The sequence below is a fragment of the Arthrobacter antioxidans genome (genome assembly GCF_023100725.1).
In the GTDB taxonomy this organism is placed as follows: Bacteria; Actinomycetota; Actinomycetes; order Actinomycetales; family Micrococcaceae; genus Arthrobacter_D; species Arthrobacter_D antioxidans.
In genome coordinates this window covers 1,284,443-1,308,112 of the sequence record NZ_CP095501.1, presented here as the reverse complement: position 1 = coordinate 1,308,112, position 23,670 = coordinate 1,284,443, and the positions used below count along the sequence as shown (strand labels likewise).

Here is a 23,670-nt window from a genome sequence, read left to right as displayed (position 1 = left end):
CCTCAGGCCTCCAGGACCACCGGGATGATCATCGGGCGCCGTCGGTAGCCCCGGTTGACCCAGGTGCCGACGATGCGCCGGACGACCTGCTGCAGCTGGTACGTCGTGTGGTCCGGCGTGTTCGTCACGGCCTCCTCGAGGGCCCGGGCGATCTTCGGCCTGATCTCGTCGAACACGGCGTCGTCCTCGGCGAACCCGCGCGCGTGGATGTCCGGTCCGGACACGATCGTGCCGGTGCTGCGGTTCACCACGGTGATGATCGAGATGAACCCCTCCTCGCCGAGGGTCCGTCGGTCCTTGAGGTCGGCGTCGGTGATCCCGCCCACGCTGGAGCCGTCCACGTACACGTAGCCGCACTCGACGGCTCCCACCACGCGGGCCCTGCCGTCCACGAGGTCGATGACCGAGCCGTCCTCGGTGAGCAGGACGTTCGACGCCGGGACGCCCGTCTGCTGCGCCAGCTTCCCGTTGGCGATGAGGTGCCGGGTCTCGCCGTGCACGGGCATGACGTTCCGCGGCCTGAGGATGTTGTAGCAGTAGAGGAGCTCGCCGGCCGCGGCGTGGCCGGACACGTGCACCTTCGCGTTGCCCTTGTGGATCACGTCGGCGCCGAGCTTCAGGAGCCCGTTGATCACGCGGTACACGGCGTTCTCGTTGCCGGGGATGAGCGAGGACGCCAGGATCACCGTGTCGCCCTTGCCCACGGTGATGCGGTGGTCGCCGTTGGCCATGCGGGACAGCGCCGCCATGGGTTCGCCCTGCGAGCCGGTGGACATGAGGACCACGCGGTCGTCCGGCAGGTCGTCGACGTTCTTGATGTCCACCAGGATGCCGTCCGGCACCTTCAGGTAGCCGAGCCTCGCGGCGATCGCCATGTTGCGCACCATCGACCGGCCCGCGAAGCAGACGAACCGGCCGTGGGCGTGGGCGGCGTCGAGGACCTGCTGGACCCGGTGCACATGGGAGGAGAAGGAGGCGACGATGATGCGCTTCCGGACCTGCCCGAAGAGGTTCTCGAGCACCGGGCCGATCTCCCGCTCCGCCGTCGTGAAGCCCGGGACGTCGGCGTTCGTGGAGTCGACCATGAGGAGGTCCACGCCCTCCTCGCCGAGGCGCGCGAACGCCCGCAGGTCGGTGATCCGCCCGTCGAGCGGCAGCTGGTCCATCTTGAAGTCGCCCGTGTGCAGGACGTTGCCGGCCGCGGTCCGGATGAACACCGCGAGGGCGTCCGGGATCGAATGGTTGACGGCGACGAACTCGCACTCGAACGGGCCGAGCTGCTCGATCTGCCCCTCGGACACGGTGAGGGTGTAGGGGCGGATCCGGTGTTCCTGCAGCTTCGCCTCGACGAGGGCGAGGGTCAGCTGCGAGCCGACGAGGGGGATGTCGGCCTTCAGGCGCAGGAGATAGGGCACCGCCCCGATATGGTCCTCGTGGCCGTGGGTGAGCACCAGGCCGACGACGTCGTCGAGCCGGTCCTCGATGAAGGAGAAGTCCGGCAGGATCAGGTCCACGCCGGGCTGCGTCTCCTCGGGGAAGAGCACGCCGCAGTCGACGATCAGGAGCTTGCCGCTGATCTCGAACACCGCCATGTTGCGGCCGATCTCCCCCAGGCCGCCGAGCGGCACGATCCGCAGCGTGCCCTGCTCCAGCGCCGGGGGCAGGGCCCTCGCGGCGGGACCGACGCCGGCCGCGTCGCTCATGCCCGGGCGACCCGGTGCGTCCCCGGGGACCCGATGCTCCAGCCCGCCTCGGCCAGATCGGCGAGGACCGGTGCCAGCTCGGCCTCGTCCGGGTCGACGAGGGGAAGCCGGACGACGGCGTTGGTGAGCACGCCCTGCAGGCGCAGGATCTGCTTCGCGGAGACGGCGCCCGGGATGTGGGTCATCACGGCACGCACCACGGGGTCGAGGTCGAAGTGGATCCGGCGGGCCTCGGCGAAATCACCCGCCGCCGCGGCGTCGACCAGCGCACGGAAGGCGACCGTGGCGACCTGCGCGCTGACGCTCACGACCCCGACGGCGCCGGCGGCCATCCACGGCAGGGTCAGGCCGTCGTCGCCCGCGTACACGTCCAGGTCCGTGGCGGCGAGGACCCGCGTGACGGCGGCGAAGTCCGCCTTCGCGTCCTTCAACGCGCCGATCCTGGGGTTCTCCGCCAGCCGGAGCATCGTGTCCGTGGTGATGGGGATGGCCGATCGGCCCGGGATGTCGTAGATCATGATCGGCAGGTCGCTTGCCTCGGACACGGCCGTGAAGTGGGCCAGCACGCCGGACTGGGTGGGCTTGTTGTAGTAGGGCGTCACGACGAGCTGCGCGTGGGCTCCGGCACGCTCGGCGCGGCGGGCCATCTCCACCGAGTGCGAGGTGTGGTTCGTGCCGGTGCCGGCGATGACCCGCGCGCGGTCCCCCACCGCCTCCACGACCACGCGGTAGAGGTCCTCCTTCTCGGAGTCCTCGAGCGTCGAGGTCTCCCCCGTGGTGCCCGAGACGACCAGGCCGTCACAGCCGTCGTCGACGAGCTTCGCGGCGAGGGCGGCGGTGGCATCGAGGTCGACGCCGCCGTCGTCGGTGAGAGGCGTGACCATGGCGGCCACGAGCGAACCGAACGGGCGGATGCGGGAGGGGGTTTCAGCCATGGGTAAAACGTTACCCGGTCGGGCGGAACCCGGTGTGCCCGGGCACGGCGTCCGGGGCCGCCGCGCCGTCGGGGCGGAGGGTGCCTGTGGGACCATGGCTGGATGCACACGACGTCCGCGCCCCGCCGCCTGACCGGGATCGACGCGGCGCGCGGCGTGGCCCTCTTCGGCATGATGAGCACCCACATCCTGCCGCTCTACGCGCCGGGCACCACGGACGCCACGTGGACCGCGCTGCTGTTCTCGGGCCGGGCGTCAGGCCTCTTCGCCGTCGTCGCGGGGATCGGGCTGGCCCTGCTGACGGGAGGGCATGTCCCCCACCGCGACCGGACGCTCTCCGCCGACCGCACGGGCATCGCGGTCCGCGCCCTCGTGATCGCCCTCATCGGGCTCGTCCTCGGCGGCGTGGAGACGAACATCGCCATCATCCTCGTCCACTACGGTGTGCTGTTCCTCCTGGCACTGCCGTTCGTGGGCCTGCGGCTGCGGGCGCTCGCGGCGTGGACGGCCGGCTGGCTGCTGGTCGCCCCGGTGGTCGCCTACCTGCTGCGGCCCCTGGTGACCGCGGCCGTGGACCCGCCCTCGGTGGGCGGCAACCCGGTCTTCGAGCACTTCCTCGTGCCGACGACGCTCGCCGCGGACCTCTTCCTGACCGGGTACTACCCCGTGCTGCAGTGGCTCGGCTTCATCCTCGTGGGACTGATGATCGGGCGGCTGGACCTGTCACGGCTCGGCGTGCAGCTGGGGCTCCTCGGTGCGGGCGTGCTCGCCGCGGCCGGGGCCAGGCTGCTCAGTGCCCAGCTCCTCGGGCCCGGCGGCGGCCTCGCCGCCCTCCTGGCGACGCCGGACGGCAGCCGCTACCCGCTGGAGGCGATGCTCGACGTCGGGCTCGCGGGCGTGGACCAGTCCGGCTCGTGGTGGTGGCTCGCGGTCAGCGCACCCCACTCCGGGACGACGCTCGATCTGGTGCACGTGGCGGGCTCCGCTGCGGCCGTCGTCGCGGTCTGCCTCCTGCTCACGCGCCGGTTCCCCCAGGCGCTCCTGCCGCTCTCGGCACCGGGGGCCATGACGCTGACCCTGTACGCCCTCCACATCTGCGTCATGAGCTGGGCGGACAAGCTGGTCCCGCTCCCGGACCCGCTGCTGGTCTTCTGGCTGCAGGTGGCCGCCGCGATCGCCATCGGCATCCTGTTCCAGCGCGTACGGTCCCGCGGACCCCTGGAACTGCTCGCCTCCGGTGCGGCGAACGCGGCGCGGGACGGACGCGCCGACGCCCGGCACTGACGCCCTCGGCCTGCGTGCACCCTGCTAGCGCGGGGCGCCCGCTCCGTGCTGCCGGTACAGCTTCGCGGCGTCCCGCATCGCGCGCCGGGCGCGCTTGCGGTCGCCCGCGGCATCGTAGGCGCAGGAGAGCCTGAACCAGCTCCGCCAGTTCCCGGGATCAGCCTCCACCTCGGCCTGGAAGGCGGGGAAGGCGGCGTCGGCCGCGGACCGCACGATCCGCCCGGCGGGAGTCCTCGGGAGGTCGTCGACGGGCAGGCCGCCCTCGGCGTCGAGCCGGCGGGCCATCTGCTCCGTCCGGGCGCCGAAGAGCAGCTCCCGGACCAGGGCCCACGCGCCGATGCACGGCAGCAGGAGGTACCCGACGCCCAGGGCCTTGGCCACGGGGTCGGGGTCGCCGAGGAGCAGGAAGCTGCGCTGGATGGCGACCACGAGCCAGAAGACGAGGAGCGCCGTGATGAGCAGCACACCGGCCTTGACCTTGTGCTGCCGGTAGAAGCCGAGGACCGGGTTCGGCGGGCTCACGACCCCGCCCCGCCGGTCTGCAGGTCCAGGTAGCCGTCCAGTCCGACGGTCAGCCCGGGGTGCCGGGCCACCGAGCGGATCCCGAGGAGGACGCCGGGCATGAAGGAGGCGCGGTCGAAGGAGTCATGGCGGAGGGTCAGCTGCTCTCCCGCGCTCCCGAACAGGACCTCCTGGTGGGCCGTCAGTCCGCGGAGCCGCACGGAGTGCACGGGCACGCCGTCCACGCGGGCGCCGCGCGCTCCGTCGAGCTGGTCCCGCGTGGCGTCCGGGGCGTCGGGTACGCCCGCGGCGGCGCGCGCCGCGGCGACGAGCTGGGCGGTCCGCACGGCGGTGCCGGAGGGGGCGTCGACCTTGTCGGGGTGGTGGAGCTCCACGATCTCGACGGACTCGAAGTAGCGTGCCGCGGCGGCGGCGAACGCCGTGGCGAGCACGGATCCGAGCGCGAAGTTCGGGGCGATCAGGACGCCCGTGGCCGGTGTGGCGGCCAGGAGGGCCTCCAGCCGGGCCAGGCGTTCGGCGGTCCAGCCCGTGGTCCCGACGACGGCGTGCATGCCGTGCTCGACGGCGAAGCCGACGTTCCCGACGGTCGCGTCGGGGACGGTCAGGTCGACGACGACGCGGGCACCGGCGGCGACGAGCGAGTCGAGGGGGTCGCTGCTGCCGAGGGCCGCGACGAGCTCGAGGTCGTCGGCCGCCTCGACCGCGCGGACGGCCTCGGATCCCATGCGTCCCCTGGCACCCAGCACGGCCACCGGCAGTAGTTCAGTCATGCCCCAAGCCTACTGTTCCGCCCCTGCCCCGACCCATTCCACGCTGCCGTCCACGAAGAACTGTTCCTTCCAGATGGGGACGCGCTCCTTCACGAGGTCCACGAGGTCCGAGCAGGCCCGGAACGCCTCGCCGCGGTGCGCGGCCCCGACCGCGGCGACGAGCGCCTGGTCCCCGATCGTGAGGGGTCCCACGCGGTGGGCCACCCAGATCCGGATGCCGTCGTGCCGCGCGGCGATCTCCTCGGCCACCTCGCGGATGACGCGTCCGGCGCTCGGGTGCGCCGAGTAGCTCAGCGAGCTCACGTCGCGGCCGCCGTCGTGGTCCCTCACCACGCCGCTGAAGCCGACGACGGCCCCGCAGTACGGCGAGTCGACGCCGGCGTGCGCCTCCTCGGGGGTGATGGGGGTGTCGGCGACGGCGGCGTGCACGACTTCACCGGTGGTCATTGTGGCCCTCCAACTGGGAGCAGATGTGGTCGATGAGCGGGGCGAGGACGGCGAGTCCGTCGCGGACTCCCCCGGGCGATCCGGGCAGGTTGATGACGAAGGTGGGGCCCGCGGTGCCCGCCAGCCCGCGGCTGAGGACCGCCGTCGGGACGGCGTCGGCCCCGGCACGGCGGACGGCCTCCATGACGCCGGGCAGGCTGCGCGTCAGGTACGGGGCGGTCTGCTCGGGCGTGGCGTCGTCGGGGCTGAGCCCCGTCCCCCCGCTCGTGATCAGCACCGCCGGGCGGGCCTCGAGGGCGGCACCGATCGCGGTGCCGACGGCGTCGCCGTCGGGGACCACGACGGCGTCGGCGACGGCGTAGCCGTGGTCGTAGAGCCAGCGGGTGATGGCCGGGCCGCACTCGTCCTCGTAGGTGCCGGCGGCGGCACGGGTGGAGGCGATGACGACGGCGGCGGTGCGCAGCGGGGTCATACGGTCCAGTCCCCGCTCTTGCCGCCGGACTTGGAGAGCACGCGCGTGCCGGTGATGACGGCGTGCTTGTCCACGGCCTTGATCATGTCGTAGAGGGTCAGCGCGGCGACGGACGCGCCCGTCAGGGCCTCCATCTCGACGCCCGTGAGCGAGGTGGTCTTCGCGAGCACCACGACCCGCACGCGGCCGCCGTCGGGCTCGAAGTCGACGGTCACCTTCGACAGCGGCAGCGGGTGGCACAGCGGGATCAGGGTGGAGGTCTGCTTGGCCGCCATGATGCCGGCGACACGGGCGACGGCGAGGGCGTCCCCCTTGGGCAGGCTGCCGTCGGTGATGAGGGCGACGACGTCGGGCGTGGTCTCGAGGGTCGCCTCGGCGACGGCCTGGCGGACGGTCGCCTGCTTGCCGGAGACGTCGACCATGTGGGCGGTGCCGTCGGACCGGACGTGGGAGAGGCCCTCGGTGGGGGGTGGGGTGCTCATGATGGAGTCCTTTCTGCGGAGTCCATTCCACCAGATCCGGCCCCGTCCGCCGTGATCGGGCCGTCGCTTGCCACGGGGTCCGCCGGTATGGGACCGATGAGCGTGACCATGACGCGGTCGCCCCGGGCGAGCGAGGCGACACCCTCGGGCAGGTGGACGAGGCAGTTGGCGGCGGCCAGGGCGTGCAGCAGATGGGACTCGGGGCCGCCCACGAGCGCCACCCTCCCGGCGCGGTAGACGCCGCGACGCACCTGGTGCTTGGCGGGAGGGCTGTCCACGCCCTCGGCGAGGACCGCCTCCAGCACGGGGCGGGGCGCCGGGACACCGGTCAGCCGGTGGAGGGCAGGCCGCAGGAACATCTCGAAGGAGACGATCGCGCTCACCGGGTTGCCGGGGAACCCCAGGAACGGGACGCCGGAGATGGTGCCGTGCGCCTGGGGTCCGCCCGGCTGCAGGGCCACCGAGGAGAACTCCACGCCGCTCGCCGCCAGCGCCTGCTTCACCACCTCGTAGGCACCCTGGCTGATGCCCCCGCTGCTGAGGACGAGGTCGGTGCTGCCTGCCGTGATGCCGGCGAGGGCCTCCCGGAGCACGGCCGGATCGTCCCCGAGCAGGCGGTGGCGGGTGACGTGGGCGCCGGCCTCCCGCAGCGCCGCCTCGAGGAGCGTCGTGTTGGCGTCGTAGATCCGTCCCGGGGCGAGGTCCGTGCCGGGCTCGGCCACCTCGTCCCCGGTGGACAGGAGCAGCACGCGGAAGCGCGGGGCCACACGGACCTCGCCCACACCGCAGGCCGCGAGGAGCCCGAGCTGGGCGGCACCGAGCAGTGTGCCGGCCGGCAGCGCGATCCCGCCCTCGGCGATGTCGCTGCCGGCCCGCCGCACGAAGCGTCCGGCGTCGATGCCGCCGGGGAGGCGCACGGTCGCGGTCCCGGCCGCCCGGTCCGCTGCGGAGTAGAACCGGTCGGGCTGTGCCCGCTCGATGGGCACGACGGCGGCGGCGCCGGCCGGCAGCATGGCGCCGGTCATGATCGGGGCGGCCGTCCCCGGCCGGAGCGGCGGCGGCACGATGCCGGCCGGGATGGGTTCGGCCACCGTGAGCGGGGCCGTCCCCGCGAGGTCGTCGGCGTGGACGGCGTACCCGTCCATCTGGGAGTTGTCGAACGGTGGGAGGCTCACCGGCGCGTGCACGTCCTCCACCAGTGCCCGGCCCAGCGCGTCGCCGAGCGCGAGCACCTCCGCAGCCGTGCGGCGGTACCCGCTGCCCGGGTGCAGGAGTGCGGCCACCGCGGCCTGGTGTTCGGCGACGGTTCGTCTCATGGTTGCCTTCCGCGCGCTGGTGCCGGGCACGCCCGGCGGGCGTGGCCTAGGTCACCGAGAACGTTACCGTGTGCAGCCCTTCGGCGCCGTCGGGCGCCGGGGGCACCGTGTCCTCGGACTGCACGCCGCCCTCCCGGTCCACCGCCCGCACCTGGAGGGTGTGCTCGCCGGCCTGCAGTGACAGCGTGGCGCTGTACTGGCACCACGTGTCGGCGGAGATCGGCCGTGCGAGTGCGGCACGCTGCCACGGGCCGCCGTCGACCCTCACCTCGACGGCCTCCACGCCCCGGTGCTGCGCCCAGGCCACCCCGCCGACGACGACGTCGCCCGCGGGAACGCTCGCCCTCGGACGCGGCACGTCGATCCGGGAGGAGGTCTTGACAGGGCCGCGCTCGGACCAGCCGCGCGTGGACCAGTACGCCGTGTCGTCGGCGAAGCGGGTGACCTTCAGCTCGGTCACCCATTTGGTCGCGGACACGAAGCCGTAGAGACCCGGGACCACGAGCCGGACCGGGAATCCGTGCTCCACGGGAAGCGGCGCCCCGTTCATGCCGACGGCGAGCAGCGAGTCCCGCGCATCGGTCAGGGCGTCGAGCGGCGTGCCGGCGGTGAAGCCGTCGACGCTCCGCGACAGCACCATGTCGGCCTCCGGCCGCACGCCGGCCCGGGCCAGGAGCTCGCGCACGGGCCAGCCGAGCCAGCGCGCGTTGCCGGTCAGGTCTCCGCCCACGGTGTTGGACACGCAGGCCAGGGTCACGTGGCGCTCGATCAGGGGCAGGGCGAGCAGTTCGTCGAACGTGATCTCGATCTCGCGGTCCACGAGTCCCGTGACCTTCAGGGACCAGTCCGCGGCGTCGACGACGGGCACCACGAGGGCGGTGTCGATCCGGTAGAAGTCCTCGGTCGGCGTGACGAGCCCGCTGATGCCCTCGATCCCGAGGTCCGCGCCCTCGGGGACGAAGGACCCCTCCGCAGGCGGCACCGCCCCGGCGGGCGCGGGCAGCGTGATCGACGAGCGCTGCTGCGTCACGGCGGACTGGGAGGAGCGCACGCCGGTGGCCGCCGCGCCGGTGGCGACGGCGACGACGGCGGTGCCTCCGGCGCCCTGGAGGAACCGGCGGCGCGCCGGGAGCGAGCCCTCCACGCCGTCGTCGGCCGCCCGGGACCACGTGCGCAGCGCCCTGATGAGCGCGCCGAGGACGAGGATCGCGACGAGCGTGGCCACCGCGGGGGGAACGAGGGAGACGGTGGAGGACTGCGGGCGCGAGGCCACGGCGAGCGCACCGACGATCCCGAAGCCGACGACGACAGCCCTGCCGGCGAAGGCCCGCCGGTACTCGAGCGCACCGGCGGCGAGGGCGATCCCGGTGATGACGGCGGCGATCGTCGCCAGGAGAACGGCCTTGTCCGCGGTCCCGAACCAGGCGATCGCCCAGTCCTTGACGGCCGGGGGCACGCGGTCGACGACGGAGGAGCCCACCGCGCTGACCGGGCTGACGGAGGGGCTCAGTGCGGCTGCCGCCAACTCACCGGCGATCACCCCCAGCCCCACCGCCAGCGCGCCGGAGACGGCTGCCCACGCGGGGCGTCGCATGCTCACTGGGGGAATTCCTGCCTTTCCGTCGTGTCCCGGCCGCTCCGCTGTCCGCCCGGACGGGTCCGTTGCTTACACGACCGCGGGTGGAGGGAGGTTCCCCGCGTTCTACAGGGCGGCGACGCCGGGCGGAAGCCCCGCCCGGCCGTGTGCGCCCGGGTAGGGTCCGGGCCGACGGAGGGCGTAACCTCGATTCCATGGGAATCCAACTGGGAATGCCGCGCGTCGCCCGCGGGGGCACGGTCGAAGGCCTTCTGGACACCCACGGGAGGCAGGCGACGGACATGCGCCTGTCGCTGACGGACAAGTGCAACCTGCGGTGCACCTACTGCATGCCGGCCGAGGGCCTGAACTGGCTGCAGAAGGACCAGGTGCTGTCCCGCCAGGAGATCGTCCGGCTGGTGCGCATCGGCGTGGACCTGCTCGGTGTCCGTGAGCTGCGGCTGACGGGCGGGGAACCGCTCGTCCGGGCCGACCTGCTCGACATCATCCGTGACATCCGCACGAACCACGCCGACCTGCCGATCTCGATGACGACCAACGCCCTCGGCCTGGACCGCCGTGCCGTGCAGCTGAAGGACGCAGGGCTCACACGCATCAACGTCTCCATGGACTCCCTGCACCCCGAGACCTTCGCCCAGCTGACCCGCCGGCCGTTCCTGGACCGTGTGCTCCGGGGCATCGAGGCGGCCGCCGAAGCCGGGCTGGGCCTCGTGAAGATCAACGCCGTGCTGATGCGCGGCATCAACGACCACGAGGCGCCCGATCTCGTGGAATGGGCGGTGTCCCGCGGCTTCGAACTGCGCTTCATCGAGCAGATGCCCCTCGACGCCGATCACGGCTGGACGAAGGAGGGCATGGTGACCGCCGCGGAGATGCGCGCGCTGGTCGAGACGCGCTTCGTCCTCACCCCGGACCCCCGGAACCGCGACGGCGCGCCCGCCGAGCGGTGGGAGGTCCGGTCGAAGGCCGCTCCCGACGTCGTCCTCGGGACCGTCGGCATCATCGCGTCGGTCACGGAGCCGTTCTGTGCCGACTGCCGACGGACGCGCGTGACGGCCGAGGGCAAGATCATGAGTTGCCTCTTCTCCCACGAGGAGACGGACCTGCGCGGCCTCCTGCGCTCCGACGCGGACGACGAGGCCGTGGCCCAGCGCTGGCGGGACGCCATGTGGCTGAAGCCGCGGGCGCACGGGATGAGCCATACGGGACTCGGCGCCGACGACTTCGTCCAGCCCGACCGGTCGATGAGCGCCATCGGTGGCTGAGGTGCTCGTGAGGTATTTCGGGGCGGCGAAGGCCGCCACCGGCGTCGGGGAGGAGCGGCTGCCCGGTGGGCGCACGCTTTCCGCCGTGCTCGACGAGCTGCGCGCACGCCCTGCCTCGCCCGGCGCTCCGTCGCTGGCGACGGTCCTCGGGCGCAGCAGTTTCCTGCTCAACGAGGTGGCGCTGCGGGACACCTCGACCGTCCTCGGGGACGACGACGTGCTGGACGTCCTGCCGCCCTTCGCCGGAGGCTAGGGAGCGGAGGCTAGGGGGCGGCGGCGCCCTCGACCTGCGCGTGCTCGACGCCGTCGATCAGGCTTCCCGCCGGGACAGCAGCGTCCGGCAGCAGGCGCCGTTCCTCCGGCGGCCCCTCGATGGTGACGCGGTACCAGTAGATGGCCTTGTTCTCGACGGTGAGGTCCACCGGATGCCCCTGGTGGCTGCTCATGCCGCAGGTCTCCTCACCCCAGACCTCGACGTGGGCCACCCGCTCGTGGGGTGGGAGCCCGCGGTCCTCGACCGCCTTCTGCGCGTAGCGCATCAGGACCAGGCCCTCGATGTAGCCGGCTCCCGCCGCGCGCAGGAAGCTGACGGTCTCGTACCGCGGGTAGGACCTCATGGCAGGAGTCCGTTCCTATTTCGTGCCGAGCGCCGTGGGAAAGTACTTCCACTCCCGGCGGAACCGCGATTCGGCCCGCAGGGCGGCGACCTGCTCCAGGGCATGCAGCCGGCCGTAGGTGAACCCGTTCTCGCCCTGCTGCGAGGTCGCGGCGCCGAGGCGGCGCAGCAGGTCACGCGTCACGACGCTGTCCTGATGCTCGCCGAGGATCTTCTGGATCCCCAGGGCGGCGTCCGCGACGCGTGCGATCTTCTTCCGCCCGACCGGCGCCGCGGCTTCCGCTGCATACCGGAGCCGTTTGGCGTCCTTGCGCGCCTGATGGAGGGCGGGATGGTCGCCCAGCCCTGCGGGGTGGTGCCTGGCCTCGTGGACGGCCGCGCGCAGGCGTCGGATGTCCCGGTTCAGGAGCTCCGGGATCACACGGGCCGCCGGCTCGGCAGCCCGTGCGGTCAGGGCCGGGGCCGCCAGCAGTGACTCCAGTGTGTCGACCAGCCGGAAGTAGCGTTCCGAGTCCAGCGCCTTGAGAGCCCTGGCATGCGCCTTCCGGTAGCCGTCCCCGAGTTCCAGGTCCACCCTGCGCTCGACCGGGCCCAGCAGGAGGTCAGCGGGCTCGTCGGCCAGCATCTCCTTGAGCCGCGCGTGCATGACCTCCGCATCCCGTGCCCGGCCGAGGACGCCGGCGAGCCACTTCAGTTCCTCGCGCAGGAGCCGTACGGCGCCGGCGTCCTCCAGCAGGGAGCGGTACGTGCCCAGGACGGATCGCACGCGCCGCGTGGCGACCCGCATGCGGTGGACCGCGTCGGGTGCGTCCTGCCGCACCTGGGGATCCTGCTGCTCGAGGACGGTCAGCTGCTCGTGGAGGTAGGCGAGCAGCACGTCCCCGGCCGGACCGTCCGGCGTCGGTGTGGGTCGCCCGTCCGCGACGGTGCGGAGCATGGAGCCCAGGGTCCGCTCCAGCTTGGAGCTGTGGGCGGACGGGCGCGCACCCGCGTCCGTGACCCGTGCCTGCGCGGCATCGAGCAGGTCGATCGACCCGTCGACGAGCTCGATCTCCCATTCGCGCCAGTGCAGGCCGGCCGGTGCGGGAAGAAGCACGTCCGCCTGGACGCGGTCGTCCATGAGGTCGGCCAGGACCCCGCCGTCCTCGCCGTGGAGGTGGTGCACGATGCGTCGCGTCGTCAGCCGGGCGACCGGCACCAGCGCCCTGTCCCTGACGTGCACCCGGATCAGGTCCAGGAGTGTGGTGGGGACGCCATCGGCCTTCCTGCCCAGCGGCTCATGGTGTTCGTGGCGTTCGTCGGGGCCGGCGGGGATCTTGAGGTGCCAGCCGGCGTCCTCACCCCCGGTTCGCCGTCGCACCGTGATGCGCCGGGAAGCCAACCGGAGGTCCTCGGTATCGAAGTATTCGGCCTCGAGGCGAAACTCGACCGGCTGGTCGACCCTCCCCACCCCGGGAAGGTCGTGCAACAAAGGAACCGCGGCGTCGTCGTCGACGTCGAACTTCCGTTCAATCTCCACCAATGGATCGGGACGCATAGGGCACTGTATATCGGCTCACCGGTCGGCGTCAGCAGGCCGAGGACCCGTCTTACCCGCGATGCCGTCAGGGTGCGTGGGGGCAGCCCGTGAGCCAGGGCAGGGCGTGCACCCGGTGCCGGAAGTACCGGGTGGGATACGGCGGATCGTGGACCTCCGCGAAGAACGCCGCGAGCGCCTTGTCGACGGCGGTCGGTCCTACGATCGCCATCGCCGCGATGTTCAGCTCCCCGGCGAACCGGAGGAGTGCGGTCCGGCTGAGCGTCACCATGCCGTTGAGTTCCACCAGCATCGGCGGGCACACACCCCGGCTGATCGCGTCGGCCCGCTCGACGAGGGCGATCGCATCCGCCTCCCCGACACTCGTCCCGGTGAACCATTCGACCCATAGGACCCCGTCGCGCATCGTCGCCGTGAAGGCCTCGTCCACCGCCTGCGAGTCGTCGTCGATCATCGCTGCCTCTCCATCCCACTGCTCGACATCCAGTCGCAGACTATCGGGCCCACCCGCGCTTCTACCCGAAGCTGGACGACGGGTCGGGGAGATGACCGGTCAGCCAGTCCAGCGCAGCCTGCTCGTCGGTGAAGAACCTGACGTCGTGCACCGATTGCTGCACGGACGCTGCGATGACCCGGTCCACGGGCGTGACCCCGAGCATCGCGGCAGCGAGGACCATCCTCTCGGATCCGTAGGCTGCCCGGGCACCCGCATTGATGATCGTGATGTGACGCATGTCGACGAGGATCGCGTACGGGACATGACCGACGAGCTCCAGACTCTGCTTGAGGACGTCCCTGGCGTCCGCTTCCTGGACCTCGGTCTCGGGAGCCCACGTCAGGCGGAGCAGGGCGGGGCGGAGCAGGCTGAGCGTCGCCCTGCCCTCGGCCGCGGACACCTTGACCGTCCGGCCGTAGCCGGAGGCAGGGGCCGGGTCCGCGCTCGGCCGCACCGCCTGCTCGGCATATCGATCGTCGATACCTATCAGCTCCCAGCCACAGTGGTCGTCAGCTACTCATCCTATGAACCGGTGGGGCCCCTGACGTGCTGGGCACCCGCAACTTTTCCGCAGCTTGTCCGCACGGGAGCGGGGGCTACGGGACGCGGAGCCGTGCGCCGACGGGTGGCAGTGGCTGGGGGACGCCGTGAGACAGCGGCAGTGGTGGGTCCTTGTCCGGGTAGGGGTGTCGCTCGAGCATGACCGACTCCAGCCCGCTTGGGTGGGACTTCAAGCTTCAAGGACGAACGACAGGCCCTACCCTCCGCAGGGTAGGGCCTGTCCGGGTCCTCGTCGTCAGCCGGTCAGCGCCGTCCGCTCAGCGGGTGACGACCACGTGCTCGTTGGGCACGCAGTGCGTCATGGTCAGTCCCTCGATGTCGCGGGCACCGTTGCTGCCCAGGTTCTTCAGACGCGTCAACTCGTCCTCGGACAGGGTCTGGCTGGCGAGGGGAGGCAGATCCTTGATCTCGTCGACCGCGATGCCCAGGCCGTCGCCGACGCGGGCTCCGAGCTCGTCGTCGACGAGGTAGAAGTGCCAGACCATCCGCTCCTGCACGGCGCGCGCCGCCTGCCCGATGAGCGTGACGAAGTTGCCGACGAGGTCGTCCTTCTCCCACTGCTCCAGCAGCTGGTACCGCTGACCCGCCTGCAGGTAGTCGTTGGTGAGCGGGATGCGCTTGCGCGTCAGGCGTCCCTGGATCTCGGGGCCTTGGTCGTCGTGCGTGGGGTACTGCCCCTCCCGCAGGCCGCCGGTGATGGAGGGCTCGTAGTTGACGTGCGGATTCTGCCCGGGCGCCCGATCGGTCCCGAAGGACATCTGTCCCCCACTCTGGTTGGTGTGGACCGAGGCGTTCTTCGCCGAGTTGACGGGCAGCTGCAGGTAGTTCGGGCCGACGCGGTAGCGCTGGGCGTCGCTGTAGCTGAAGGTACGCCCCACGAGCATCTTGTCGTCCGAGAAGTCCAGGCCGTCCACCAGGACGCCCGTCCCGAAGGAGAGCTGCTCGTTCTCGTTGTGGTGATCCGTGACGTTCCGGTTCAACGTCATGGTGCCGATGAGTTTCGGCTCGAAGTCCTGTTCCGGCCAGGTCTTCGTGTCGTCGAGCGGGTCGAAATCGAGCTCCGGGTGGTCGCCGTCGTCCATCAGCTGCACATAGAGGTCCCACTTCGGGTAGTCACCACGCTCGATCGCCTCGTACAGGTCCTTCGACGCGTGGCCGAGGTCCGTCGCCTGGATGTTGGCGGCGTCCTCCTCGGTCAGGCTCTTCACACCCTGGCGCGGCTGCCAGATGTACTTCACGAGCTGCGTGGCGCCGTCGGCATTGACCCACTTGTAGGTATTGACGCCGAATCCCTGCATGTGGCGGTAGTCGGCCGGTATGCCGCGCGGGCTGAAGAGGTTCACGAGCATATGCATGGCCTCGGGGGTCTGCGACATGAAGTCGAAGATGCGCGCCGGTTCCTGCCTGAACGTGATCGGGTCCGGCTTCAGGGAATGGATGACGTCGGGGAACTTGATCGCATCGCGGATGAAGAACACCGCGAGGTTGTTGCCCACGAGGTCCCAGTTGCCGTCCTCCGTGTAGAACTTCACGGCGAAGCCGCGGGGATCCCTCGCCGCCTCGGACGAGTCACGGCCGCCGATGACGGAGGAGAAACGGATGGCGACGTCTGTCTTCTTGCCCGGTTCCGAGAACAGCTTCGCCCGGGTGTAGGTGGCGATGGGCTCGTCACCGTACGTCCCGGTCGCCTCGAAATCGCCGTACGCCACGAAGCCGCGGGCATGGACCACGCGCTCGGGGATGCGCTCGCGGTCGAAGTGGCTGATCTTCTCGAGGAACTGGTAGTTCTCGAGCGTGGCCGGGCCGCGGGCGCCGACCGTCCGGGAGTTCTGGTTGTCATAGACCTGGTGGCCCTGGCGATTGGTCAGGACGGCGCGGTCGTCCCCTTCGGCGGGTGGCTGGCTGGCGACATCAGTCATGCGGTGCTCCTCATGGTGGACTCTCGGCAACGGTTGTTTTGAGTAATTCAAAACAAACGGTACAGTGGTCGGTATGCCGATCGCATCTACTTCCGTTACCGACATCGATGTGCTAAAGCACACGATCCGGACTTCGGGACTGAAGGTGACGGCACCCCGGGTCGCCGTGCTGCGCGCCTTGCAGCATCTCCCGCACTCGAGCGCCGAACGCGTGTTCGACCGGGTGAAGGACGAACTGTCGGGCACGTCCCCGCAGGCGGTGTACGGAATCCTGGCGGCCTTCACGGGGGCCGGCATCGTCCGTCGATTCGATCCTCCGGGCTCGCCTGCCCTGTTCGAATGCAGGGTCGGGGACAACCACCACCATCTCGTCTGCGTGGCGTGCGGCACCATCAGGGACGTCGACTGCGTGATCGGGGAAGCACCCTGCCTCGCGCCGTCCGACGATTCCGGGTTCACCGTCTTCGCCGCCGAAGTGACGTTCAACGGCCTGTGCGAGCAGTGCCGCGCCACCGCGTCGGCCACCGACGACCCGTAGCCGAGAAATACCACTGGTCACCGACCGACCATCGGTCCGGTGATCCACCGTTCGGGCACATGCCCCACCGCCCTGGTGCGGCATGCCCGAAATCAACCGAGAAGGAAGACACCTTGACCCTCATCGCGCCCAGTACCCGCCACGATCTCCGCCCCGCCTCCGCCGGCAGCGTGCCGGCATCCCCGCTCGGGGGAAGCTACATCACGACGAGCCGCACCATGCCCCAGACCCTCCGTGCACCCGGTAGCTACGTCACGGCGAACAGGTCCGCACCCGCCACCCCCAACGGCTACGTCACCACCGAGGTGCGACGCCCGGTGTCCGGCGGCTCGTACACCTACACCGGCTGACGGCCTCCTGGCCCCGACGACAGCTCCACCACTGATCGAGGCCCTCGTGCCGCGGGCGTCGGCGATGCTGCGGCACGTGGTCAGTCCCACGTGGCGTCGGCTGCCCGCAATCGGCCGATACCCGGCAGGAAGCGGCCGACCGTCGCGGCATAGCGGGGATAGGCGTGGGGGTGTGCGAGGTTCAGATAGGGTTCCTCGACGCGCCGCACCTGGATCTCCACTGCCAGGACCAGGCAGGCCAGGGCCGCCGCGCCGACCGGCGTGGGCACCAGGAGTGCCATGCCGGTCTTGGCGGTGAGCATGGCGGTGAACACCGGATTGCGGACCAGGGCGAACAGGCCTGTGGTGACGAGGTCCGTGTGCCCCACCATTCGACCGACCATCGTCTGCCACTCGTGCCGCGGAAACCGGTGGAACCGGTCCTGCGCCGATGGATCCAGGACCTCACGCCGAATGCGGTGATGATCCCCGTGGCATAGAGGCCCAGGGCGAGCAGTGATGCCGTTTCCTCGGACACGGGCCGCCTCGCTTCGGTTTCCGGGATTCTCAGGTGAAGACGTGGAGGAAGCGGAAGAACACGGAGGCGGCGATGGCGATCCAGGTCAGGACGACGACCGGCCCCACCCAGGCTGCGAGGCTTCGCGTGAAGCCGACGGGTGCGGGGATGATGCCGTGGACCAGGTTGCGGACGGTGGTGAGGATGAACAGGGGAACCATCGCGGCCCACACCACCATGCAGTAGAGGCAGAGGATGTAGATGTCGAACAGGGCCTGGCTCCACAGCCAGGTCGCGAACACTGCACCGAGGGTGACGCCTGCCTGCAGGCCCACCCAGTACCAGCGGCCGAACCGGGCCCCGGCGAGCAGGGCCATGCCGGTGGTGATGGTGACGGTGAAACCCACGAGCCCGATGAACGGGTTGGGGAAGCCGAGAAGCTCCGCCTGCCAGGTCTCCATGACCTGCCCGCAGGACACCCACGGGTTGATGTCACAACTGGTGACGTGGTCGGGGTTCCGGTAGAGCTCGAGCTTCTCGAGGATCAGGATGCCTGCGGCGACCCACCCGATGACACCCGTGACCACGAGCATCACCCCGAACGGCACCCGACGCGCGAACCCGGGCAGGGACGCCGCGGCCTGCGCCGATCCGGCGAGGGTGTGGCCGTCCGTCGGGTGCGCCATGGTGTTCCTTCCCGGTGGGATCGATCAGTCGGCGATGGCGGTTTCGATGAGGCTGCGGAACTCCTCGATCGTCGCCGGCTGGATCTTGCGTCCCTCGAGGAAGAACGTCGGGGTCCCTTCGACATTCAGCGCCATGCCGTCGTCCTTGTCGGCGTTCACACGCTCCATGGTCGCCGGGTCGGCGATCGCCGCGTCATAGGCCGCCATGTCCAGGCCGAGATCCTCCGCGTAGCCCCGGAACACCGGCGACCTGTCCTCGGCGGTGTGGCTCCATTCGGTCTGCGTCTCGTACATGCGCGCGTGCATCTCCTTGAACCGGCCCTGCTGGGCGGCGGCCTCGACGGCCGCGGCCGCGGTCTCGGAGTTCGGGTGGCCGGGCAGCGGGAAATATCGGGAGACCACCGTCAGGTTCTCCCCGTACTCCTCGGAGAGGTCCTCCACCACCGGGTACGCGGCCAGGCAGGATTCGCATTCGAAGTCGAGGAACTCGACCAGCACGGCCTTCTCGTCCGGCGCCTGGGACAGGCGGTGGCTGTCCTCCCGGACAACCTCGGCAGCGGTCGTCGTCGTACCGTCCGTCCGGCCCTCGTCCTCGCCGAGCGTGTTGACGAGGAACACCAGACCGACGACGACGGCGGCGGCCGCGAGCAGACCGATCGCGATCCGGTTCGGCAGGCTCACGCCCTTCTTTGCGTCGGGCGTCGCGCTGGGGGCGGGGGCGGGGGTCGGCACGGTGGTGTCTCCTCGTCGTCGAACGGCGTCGTCGCGCAGGCATCCCAGCCGGTTCGGCCGTCGCTGCTCCTGCGTACACGCCCAATAGTACACCGCATCATGTACTAAAGGCGGGCACCGGAAGACCCCGACGACTCCCCCGCCGCAGGCATCCCGCCGCCGTGATGCGACGCAGTGGTGGAGCCGGGGCCGACGCTCGATGCGAGAAGCATGAACCCCACGGCAGCACCCCACAGGGTGAGGGTGTCGAAGGCAACGCGCTCGGTGATGCCCACACCGAGCGCCAGCGACGGACCCCCGCTGAGCGCATCGACGAAGAGCACGAATCCGATGATGGAGACCAGCACGCCGACGATCGTCAGGATCGCCGTCCACCGGGCAGCAGGACTGCCGTTCAGGGCGAACGCGAGGACGACCATGCCCGCCCACTGGGCGCCCGCCTGCGCGAGGGCGACGACGTCGTGCGCCTCGGGGTGGCGATCCCACGGCAGGAGGCCGACCAGCATGACGAGGACGCCGCCCGTCGCAAGGAACACCATCGCGAGCCTCCCTGTGCGCCGTCGCGGCCAGGCGGACCACAGAAGGGCGGCGCCGACGGCCAGGACTGCACCATTGGCGATCGTCGATCCGTTCGCCAGCAGATGCCCCGGGGAGCAGATGTAGCGCTCCACCCGGGTACCGGCGTCGAACGTCCCGCAGGCCGTCACGCCGAGGTCGCTGATGAGGTTCGACACCCACGAGTACCGTTGCGGCCACAGCGCTGCCGCGACGTACTGTGCCGGGAAGGTCAACAGGCCGAGGATCCACAGGGTGGCACCCCACCGAAGTCGCGTCATGGCGCAAGCGTACAATACGATCGTATTGCACCGGCAGGGTAGCCTCGGTGGGTGACTCCTTCAGCCGCGGAACGCATCCTCGAGGCGGTGCAGGACCTCCTCGTCAGCCGCGGCATCGAGGAGGTGACGATCCGCACCGTTGCTGCGACGGCCGGCGTTTCCGTCGGGGCCGTGCAGCATCATCACCGGACCAAGGACGACCTGCTGATGGCAGCGATGGACAAGGTCAGCGAGGAGTTCGTCCAGCGGGTCGAGTCGGTGACGGACCGCGGAGCCGATCCCGCGTCGAACCTGGCGGCGGTATGCCGCATCCTCGGAGGGGTCGACGACGCATCGCGCTCTGCCTCCATCGTCTGGCTGGCGTATGCCTCCAAAGCCACGACCAGCGAGACGGTGGCCGTGGCACACCAGGAGTCGTGGCGCCTCATGGAGGACGGGCTCACTGCGCTGCTGCACGAGGTGGATCCGGCGCTGGGGCGTGACGACGCGGCGACGCTCATGGCACTGCTGGACGGCATCGCGATCGCCCGGGCCACCGAGACGGAGCGCATGACCTCGCAGCGGGCCCATCACATCATCAGCACCTTCCTCGGACGCCTCGCCCCTCCGACGGATGCCGCGACGCCATGAAGGATCAGCGTCCGTCCGTCTAGGCTGGCCTGATGGCTGCCATGGGGGATGTGCTGGAGGCCGACCGACTGGTCGTGGGGTACGCGGGCGCCCCGGTATGCGGCGAGGTCTCGCTGCGGGTCGCCGCTGGAGAGGTCCTGGCGGTGGTGGGGTTCAACGGTGCGGGCAAGTCCACCGTCGTCCGGACCCTGGCGGGACGCCAGGACCCGCTGGCCGGAGACGTGCGGGTGCAGGGCTTGCCGGTGGTGCCCGACGCCGTAGGGTTCCGCCGCCAGGTCGCGGCCGTGTTCGATGAGGACGCCTTCTTTCCGGCGCTGACGGTCCGTGAGCATCTGCTGATGGTCGCTCGCGGCCACGCCCTGGCTGCTCCCGACGCCGCCGTCGAGGCAGAGCTGGACTTCTTCGGACTGACGGAGCGGTCGCAGACCGTCCCGGACGCACTGTCCTCGGGACAGCGCCGACGGCTCCTCCTGGCTGCGGCGTTCATCCGCCCGGCTTCCCTGCTGATCCTCGACGAGCCCGAGCAGCGCCTGGATCCGGTGATGCGGGACGCCCTCGGCGACCGCCTCCGACAGTGCGCCGCGACGGGCACCTCAGTGGTCCTCGTCACGCACGATCCGCGGCTGCTCGTGCGGACGGCGTCGGCGTGCATCCTGGTCGACGAGGTCGTCGAGCACATCGAAGCACGGCGGGGAGCGGAGATCATTGCCGGGGCCTGACCGGACAGGGACGATCCCCGGCCGTGACGGCCCCGATCGGAGCCCACCCGACGGGGGCACTGCGCTTCGCGCACGGGAGGTCGTCGACTTCACGCGCTCCAGGACCAGGCAGTACAACAGGGTGCGCTCCTCGGCGGGTGACGTCTCCGTCGACGTGTACTCCAACGCGCTGGCGGTGGGCTGCGTGCTGATGATGGCGGGGTCACTCGTCGTGGCGCTCAGGGACGAACTCATGGACCGGAGCCTCGGCGGGGCGGGCCTGGTGGCGGCACGGTGGCAGCTGCTGCCGGCGGACTTCCTGTGGATGTCCATGACCTATCTGGCGCTGGTCGGGATCACGGTGACCGCCCGCCGCGCCGGCCCTGTGACGGTGAGCCGTGCGCAGGCCGCCTGGTGGTTGCCGCTGCCGGTCGATCGTCTCCCCATGGTCCTGCCCCCGTTCCGCCGTCGCCTTGTCCTGGTCGGGGCCGCGGCTTCGCTGGCCTACGCCCCCTTCAGCGTCCTGACCGCCCTCGATCGGTCCCCGTGGGCCCATGTGGGCTCGGCGGTGACGTTCGGCGCCGGAGCCCTGCTGGCCGTCACCGCTGCGGCCGTCCTTCAACTCACGCCCGGCTCGTCCCCCGCGCACCGTGCAGCGGTCGCCGTCGGACTCCTCCCCGTGGCAGTCCTGCCGCTGCTGGCACCGGCCGTCTGGCCACTGGTGGTGTCGCTGGCTGCGGCGGGGGTCGCTGTGGCCTGGGTGCTTCCCCGGATCGGGGGCGTTCCGGGTACCGAAGTGCAGCGCGGCGGAGCCGTCACGGGGCATGCTGCTGCGTCCGTCTTCCTGCTCGACGTCAACGAGCTGCGCCGCGCCCTGGCCGGAGGGCCGCGCGCAGGCACCAGCAGGCGCGGCGCGAGGTTCTACGCCCGGCCCACCCGGTGGGCCGTCACCGCGGTGGTGCGCGCCGACGTCGTCGCGTTCCTGCGCCTCCAGCCGGCCCCCGTCGGTCCCCTGGTGTGGCTGGGGCTGTGCCTCGCCGCCTCCCTCAGCACACCGGCCCTCCCCGTTCCGGTCCAGCTCGGGGTGATCCTCGTCGCCGGATGCGCCACCGCAGCAGGCACCGGGACGGTCGCCCGACGAACAGCCGTCATCACCGAACTCGACCTGCTTCTGCCCCTCAGCCCGGTGCTCGTCCGGTGCAGCCGGATGCTCATGCCCGCAGTGGGTCTCGCGGTATGGATGAGTGTCCTGACCGCAGCGTTCGTGGCCGTCTCCTCGGCCCCCGTGTCCCTCGTCCTGCTCGGGGCGATCGCCGGTCTCGGGATGGGCGCGGGCGCCGTCCGTGCGGCGGCCCGCCCGGCGACCGACTGGACCACACCTCCCGTGGAGACCCCCTTCGGGGCCGTCCCCCGCGATCAGGCATCGTCGCTCCTCCGCGGGACGGACACGACCGCCCTGGCCATGATCCCGGTCCTCGTCGCCCTCTATCTGGGAACCGTCCATCCCTGGCTGGTCCTCGCCCAACTCGTCGCCACCTCCATCGCCCTCACCGTGCAGGCATCGACCCCACCGTCCCGGTGAAGGATCCCCTGCCGACCTAGCGGAGGGCCAGCGCGAGGCCGAGCATGGCCAGGGCGAGCAGGGGGAACAGCCAGTGGGTCACCTGCACCAGGAACCGCGCACCCGTCCCGGCGCTGTCCACCGCCCCGGAGAGCGGATCGGTGATGTCGTCGTCGTTCCCCGGGCGGGACGACCTGACGGTGTTCATGATCGACAGGGCCACCATGACCAGGGCGCTGCCGACCAGCCAGGGCAGCGGGTCCGTGGCCAGCCAGGCCTCGGCCTGGTCCGTGGGGGTCACGACCGCCGAGAGGAGGCCCGAGGCAGCACAGGCAGCGGCGATGGCCATGCCGACCCAGATGCGCCGGACCACGGCGTCGAGATAGAGCGGCAGGCAGGCGACGAGCACGACCGGCGTGGCGAGGAGGGCTGCCTGCGCCGGGGACACCAGCAGCAGCTCCGACCGGGTCCAGGACACCACGGCCTGGTTGAAGAGCAGGAAGGCCAGGAGCCCCAGGAGCGACGGCCACAGTGCCCTGCGGATCCAGTCGTGTTCCGGTGCGGCCGGGAGGTCGAGCGCGGCTGCGTAGTCCCGGGCCGGGCCGAACGCCTCCTCGGCCTGCTGGCCGGTGTCGCCGAGGAGTTCCCGGGCGCTCGCGACGGTGTCACCGATGGCGCTCCCGTGCACCTGGCGCAGGCGGAGCTCCATGACGAGCTGGTCGAACCACTTCTTGTCGCTGGTCGTCTGCATCATGCGGGAGTCTCCTTCGTGGGCCGCTCGGGGTCGAGATAACCGGTACTGGTGTCGGCGAAGCGCCGCCAATCGGCACACAGGCGGGTCAGTTCGGCGCGTCCCTGGTCCGTCAGTGCGAAGTACTTGCGGCCGGGACCGCCGTCGCCGGCACGCCATTCCGTGGTCACCAGGCCGGCGGCCTCATAGCGGGACAGGAGCGGGTACAGGGTCCCGCCCTTGATGGCGCCGAAACCGTGACGCTCGAGTTCACTGATGATCGCGTATCCGTAGGAGGGTCCGGCGGACAGCGCACGGAGGGCCAGGAGGCCCAGCGTGGCACGCAGCCAGTCACTCGGCCAGTCCACGCTCCCCGTGGTCCGCGGGTCGGAACTCGAGACGTCCATGACTAGATTGTCTATCTAAGTAGTTAGCCTGTAAAGGGCCTCGGGTGTCGGCTTGCTGACGGTGCTGGTCGTCGGCAGACTGGA

28 protein-coding genes are annotated in these 23,670 nt (G+C 71.1%); 8 read left to right on the top strand and 20 right to left on the bottom strand.

The genetic code is table 11. The features are described from left to right. Positions 1–2: 2 nt before the first annotated feature. Positions 3–1,703, bottom strand: a complete 1,701-nt coding sequence (locus tag MWM45_RS06020; RefSeq protein ID WP_247828668.1) for a ribonuclease J — start codon at positions 1,701–1,703, stop codon at positions 3–5. Next, the gene (dapA, locus tag MWM45_RS06015) at positions 1,700–2,638 is read right to left on the bottom strand and encodes a 4-hydroxy-tetrahydrodipicolinate synthase (protein ID WP_247828667.1); all 939 of its coding nucleotides are present in this window, start codon (positions 2,636–2,638) and stop codon (positions 1,700–1,702) included. Before dapA ends, MWM45_RS06020 begins: the two co-directional genes overlap by 4 nt. Before the next feature lie 102 nt (positions 2,639–2,740). On the opposite strand from dapA, the gene MWM45_RS06010 reads away from it, so the two are divergent. Next, positions 2,741–3,922 (top strand): heparan-alpha-glucosaminide N-acetyltransferase domain-containing protein, encoded by a 1,182-nt coding sequence (locus MWM45_RS06010; protein ID WP_247828666.1) that lies wholly within the window; start codon positions 2,741–2,743, stop codon positions 3,920–3,922. 24 nt (positions 3,923–3,946) lie between these two features. Here the strand turns inward: MWM45_RS06010 and MWM45_RS06005 are convergent, their stop codons facing one another. From MWM45_RS06005 to MWM45_RS05975, 7 genes are read right to left on the bottom strand one after another with little or no spacing between them, the layout of a single operon-like run. After that, entirely contained in the window at positions 3,947–4,444 is a 498-nt protein-coding gene (locus tag MWM45_RS06005; protein WP_247828665.1) for a hypothetical protein, read from the bottom strand. After that, the gene (dapB, locus tag MWM45_RS06000) at positions 4,441–5,214 is read right to left on the bottom strand and encodes a 4-hydroxy-tetrahydrodipicolinate reductase (RefSeq protein WP_247828664.1); all 774 of its coding nucleotides are present in this window, start codon (positions 5,212–5,214) and stop codon (positions 4,441–4,443) included. Before dapB ends, MWM45_RS06005 begins: the two co-directional genes overlap by 4 nt. A gap of 9 nt (positions 5,215–5,223) precedes the next feature. Continuing rightward, complete coding sequence (locus MWM45_RS05995) at positions 5,224–5,661, bottom strand: molybdenum cofactor biosynthesis protein MoaE (RefSeq protein WP_247828663.1); 438 nt, start codon at positions 5,659–5,661, stop codon at positions 5,224–5,226. Beyond that, positions 5,648–6,133 (bottom strand): MogA/MoaB family molybdenum cofactor biosynthesis protein, encoded by a 486-nt coding sequence (locus tag MWM45_RS05990; RefSeq protein ID WP_247828662.1) that lies wholly within the window; start codon positions 6,131–6,133, stop codon positions 5,648–5,650. The genes MWM45_RS05995 and MWM45_RS05990 overlap by 14 nt, the downstream gene beginning before the upstream one ends. Continuing rightward, on the bottom strand, positions 6,130–6,615 hold the full coding sequence (moaC, locus tag MWM45_RS05985; protein ID WP_247828661.1) for a cyclic pyranopterin monophosphate synthase MoaC: 486 nt from the start codon (positions 6,613–6,615) through the stop codon (positions 6,130–6,132). Before moaC ends, MWM45_RS05990 begins: the two co-directional genes overlap by 4 nt. Further along, the gene (locus tag MWM45_RS05980) at positions 6,612–7,931 is read right to left on the bottom strand and encodes a molybdopterin molybdotransferase MoeA (RefSeq protein WP_247828660.1); all 1,320 of its coding nucleotides are present in this window, start codon (positions 7,929–7,931) and stop codon (positions 6,612–6,614) included. Before MWM45_RS05980 ends, moaC begins: the two co-directional genes overlap by 4 nt. 46 nt (positions 7,932–7,977) lie before the next feature. Next, a complete protein-coding gene (locus MWM45_RS05975) occupies positions 7,978–9,525 on the bottom strand; it encodes a molybdopterin-dependent oxidoreductase (RefSeq protein WP_247829153.1) in 1,548 nt (515 codons plus the stop codon). A gap of 197 nt (positions 9,526–9,722) precedes the next feature. Here MWM45_RS05975 and moaA point away from each other — a divergent pair, with 197 nt between their 5' ends. Next, a complete protein-coding gene (moaA, locus tag MWM45_RS05970) occupies positions 9,723–10,793 on the top strand; it encodes a GTP 3',8-cyclase MoaA (protein ID WP_247828659.1) in 1,071 nt (356 codons plus the stop codon). 1 nt (position 10,794) lies between these two features. Further along, the gene (locus MWM45_RS05965) at positions 10,795–11,046 is read left to right on the top strand and encodes a MoaD/ThiS family protein (protein ID WP_043447786.1); all 252 of its coding nucleotides are present in this window, start codon (positions 10,795–10,797) and stop codon (positions 11,044–11,046) included. A 10-nt stretch (positions 11,047–11,056) separates the two neighbouring features. Here MWM45_RS05965 and MWM45_RS05960 read toward each other — a convergent pair whose 3' ends face one another. From MWM45_RS05960 to MWM45_RS05940, 5 genes are all read right to left on the bottom strand, one after another. Then, on the bottom strand, positions 11,057–11,410 hold the full coding sequence (locus MWM45_RS05960; RefSeq protein ID WP_247828658.1) for a hypothetical protein: 354 nt from the start codon (positions 11,408–11,410) through the stop codon (positions 11,057–11,059). A gap of 15 nt (positions 11,411–11,425) precedes the next feature. Further along, entirely contained in the window at positions 11,426–12,928 is a 1,503-nt protein-coding gene (locus tag MWM45_RS05955; protein ID WP_247828657.1) for a CYTH and CHAD domain-containing protein, read from the bottom strand. An 85-nt stretch (positions 12,929–13,013) separates the two neighbouring features. Then, positions 13,014–13,400, bottom strand: coding sequence for a DUF7793 family protein (locus tag MWM45_RS05950; protein WP_247828656.1), 387 nt, complete (start codon positions 13,398–13,400; stop codon positions 13,014–13,016). Between the two features lie 61 nt (positions 13,401–13,461). Beyond that, on the bottom strand, positions 13,462–13,896 hold the full coding sequence (locus tag MWM45_RS05945) for a DUF7793 family protein (protein WP_247828655.1): 435 nt from the start codon (positions 13,894–13,896) through the stop codon (positions 13,462–13,464). A 364-nt stretch (positions 13,897–14,260) separates the two neighbouring features. Continuing rightward, positions 14,261–15,922 (bottom strand): catalase, encoded by a 1,662-nt coding sequence (locus MWM45_RS05940; RefSeq protein WP_247828654.1) that lies wholly within the window; start codon positions 15,920–15,922, stop codon positions 14,261–14,263. A gap of 73 nt (positions 15,923–15,995) precedes the next feature. Between MWM45_RS05940 and MWM45_RS05935 the strand changes: the two genes are divergently transcribed. Further along, the gene (locus MWM45_RS05935) at positions 15,996–16,460 is read left to right on the top strand and encodes a Fur family transcriptional regulator (RefSeq protein ID WP_247828653.1); all 465 of its coding nucleotides are present in this window, start codon (positions 15,996–15,998) and stop codon (positions 16,458–16,460) included. 113 nt (positions 16,461–16,573) lie between these two features. After that, positions 16,574–16,810, top strand: a complete 237-nt coding sequence (locus MWM45_RS05930; protein ID WP_247828652.1) for a hypothetical protein — start codon at positions 16,574–16,576, stop codon at positions 16,808–16,810. 80 nt (positions 16,811–16,890) lie between these two features. Here the strand turns inward: MWM45_RS05930 and MWM45_RS05925 are convergent, their stop codons facing one another. From MWM45_RS05925 to MWM45_RS05910, 4 genes are all read right to left on the bottom strand, one after another. Beyond that, positions 16,891–17,181 (bottom strand): methyltransferase family protein, encoded by a 291-nt coding sequence (locus tag MWM45_RS05925; RefSeq protein WP_247828651.1) that lies wholly within the window; start codon positions 17,179–17,181, stop codon positions 16,891–16,893. A gap of 175 nt (positions 17,182–17,356) precedes the next feature. Continuing rightward, positions 17,357–17,992: a vitamin K epoxide reductase family protein gene (locus MWM45_RS05920; protein WP_247828650.1), complete on the bottom strand. Its 636-nt coding sequence runs from the start codon at positions 17,990–17,992 to the stop codon at positions 17,357–17,359. Between the two features lie 24 nt (positions 17,993–18,016). Further along, complete coding sequence (locus MWM45_RS05915) at positions 18,017–18,724, bottom strand: DsbA family protein (protein WP_247828649.1); 708 nt, start codon at positions 18,722–18,724, stop codon at positions 18,017–18,019. 104 nt (positions 18,725–18,828) lie between these two features. After that, entirely contained in the window at positions 18,829–19,560 is a 732-nt protein-coding gene (locus MWM45_RS05910) for a DUF998 domain-containing protein (protein WP_247828648.1), read from the bottom strand. A 51-nt stretch (positions 19,561–19,611) separates the two neighbouring features. Here MWM45_RS05910 and MWM45_RS05905 point away from each other — a divergent pair, with 51 nt between their 5' ends. The 3 genes from MWM45_RS05905 to MWM45_RS05895 all read left to right on the top strand — a co-directional run bounded on the left by MWM45_RS05905 (position 19,612) and on the right by MWM45_RS05895 (position 22,470). Continuing rightward, on the top strand, positions 19,612–20,190 hold the full coding sequence (locus MWM45_RS05905) for a TetR/AcrR family transcriptional regulator (RefSeq protein ID WP_247828647.1): 579 nt from the start codon (positions 19,612–19,614) through the stop codon (positions 20,188–20,190). A 32-nt stretch (positions 20,191–20,222) separates the two neighbouring features. Next, positions 20,223–20,909: an ABC transporter ATP-binding protein gene (locus tag MWM45_RS05900; RefSeq protein ID WP_336296694.1), complete on the top strand. Its 687-nt coding sequence runs from the start codon at positions 20,223–20,225 to the stop codon at positions 20,907–20,909. Between the two features lie 121 nt (positions 20,910–21,030). Then, on the top strand, positions 21,031–22,470 hold the full coding sequence (locus MWM45_RS05895; protein WP_247828646.1) for a DUF6297 family protein: 1,440 nt from the start codon (positions 21,031–21,033) through the stop codon (positions 22,468–22,470). 16 nt (positions 22,471–22,486) lie between these two features. On the opposite strand, the gene MWM45_RS05890 is transcribed toward MWM45_RS05895, so the two are convergent. Next, positions 22,487–23,203, bottom strand: a complete 717-nt coding sequence (locus MWM45_RS05890) for a hypothetical protein (protein ID WP_247828645.1) — start codon at positions 23,201–23,203, stop codon at positions 22,487–22,489. Further along, the gene (locus MWM45_RS05885) at positions 23,200–23,586 is read right to left on the bottom strand and encodes a PadR family transcriptional regulator (RefSeq protein ID WP_247828644.1); all 387 of its coding nucleotides are present in this window, start codon (positions 23,584–23,586) and stop codon (positions 23,200–23,202) included. Before MWM45_RS05885 ends, MWM45_RS05890 begins: the two co-directional genes overlap by 4 nt. Positions 23,587–23,670 lie beyond the last annotated feature (84 nt).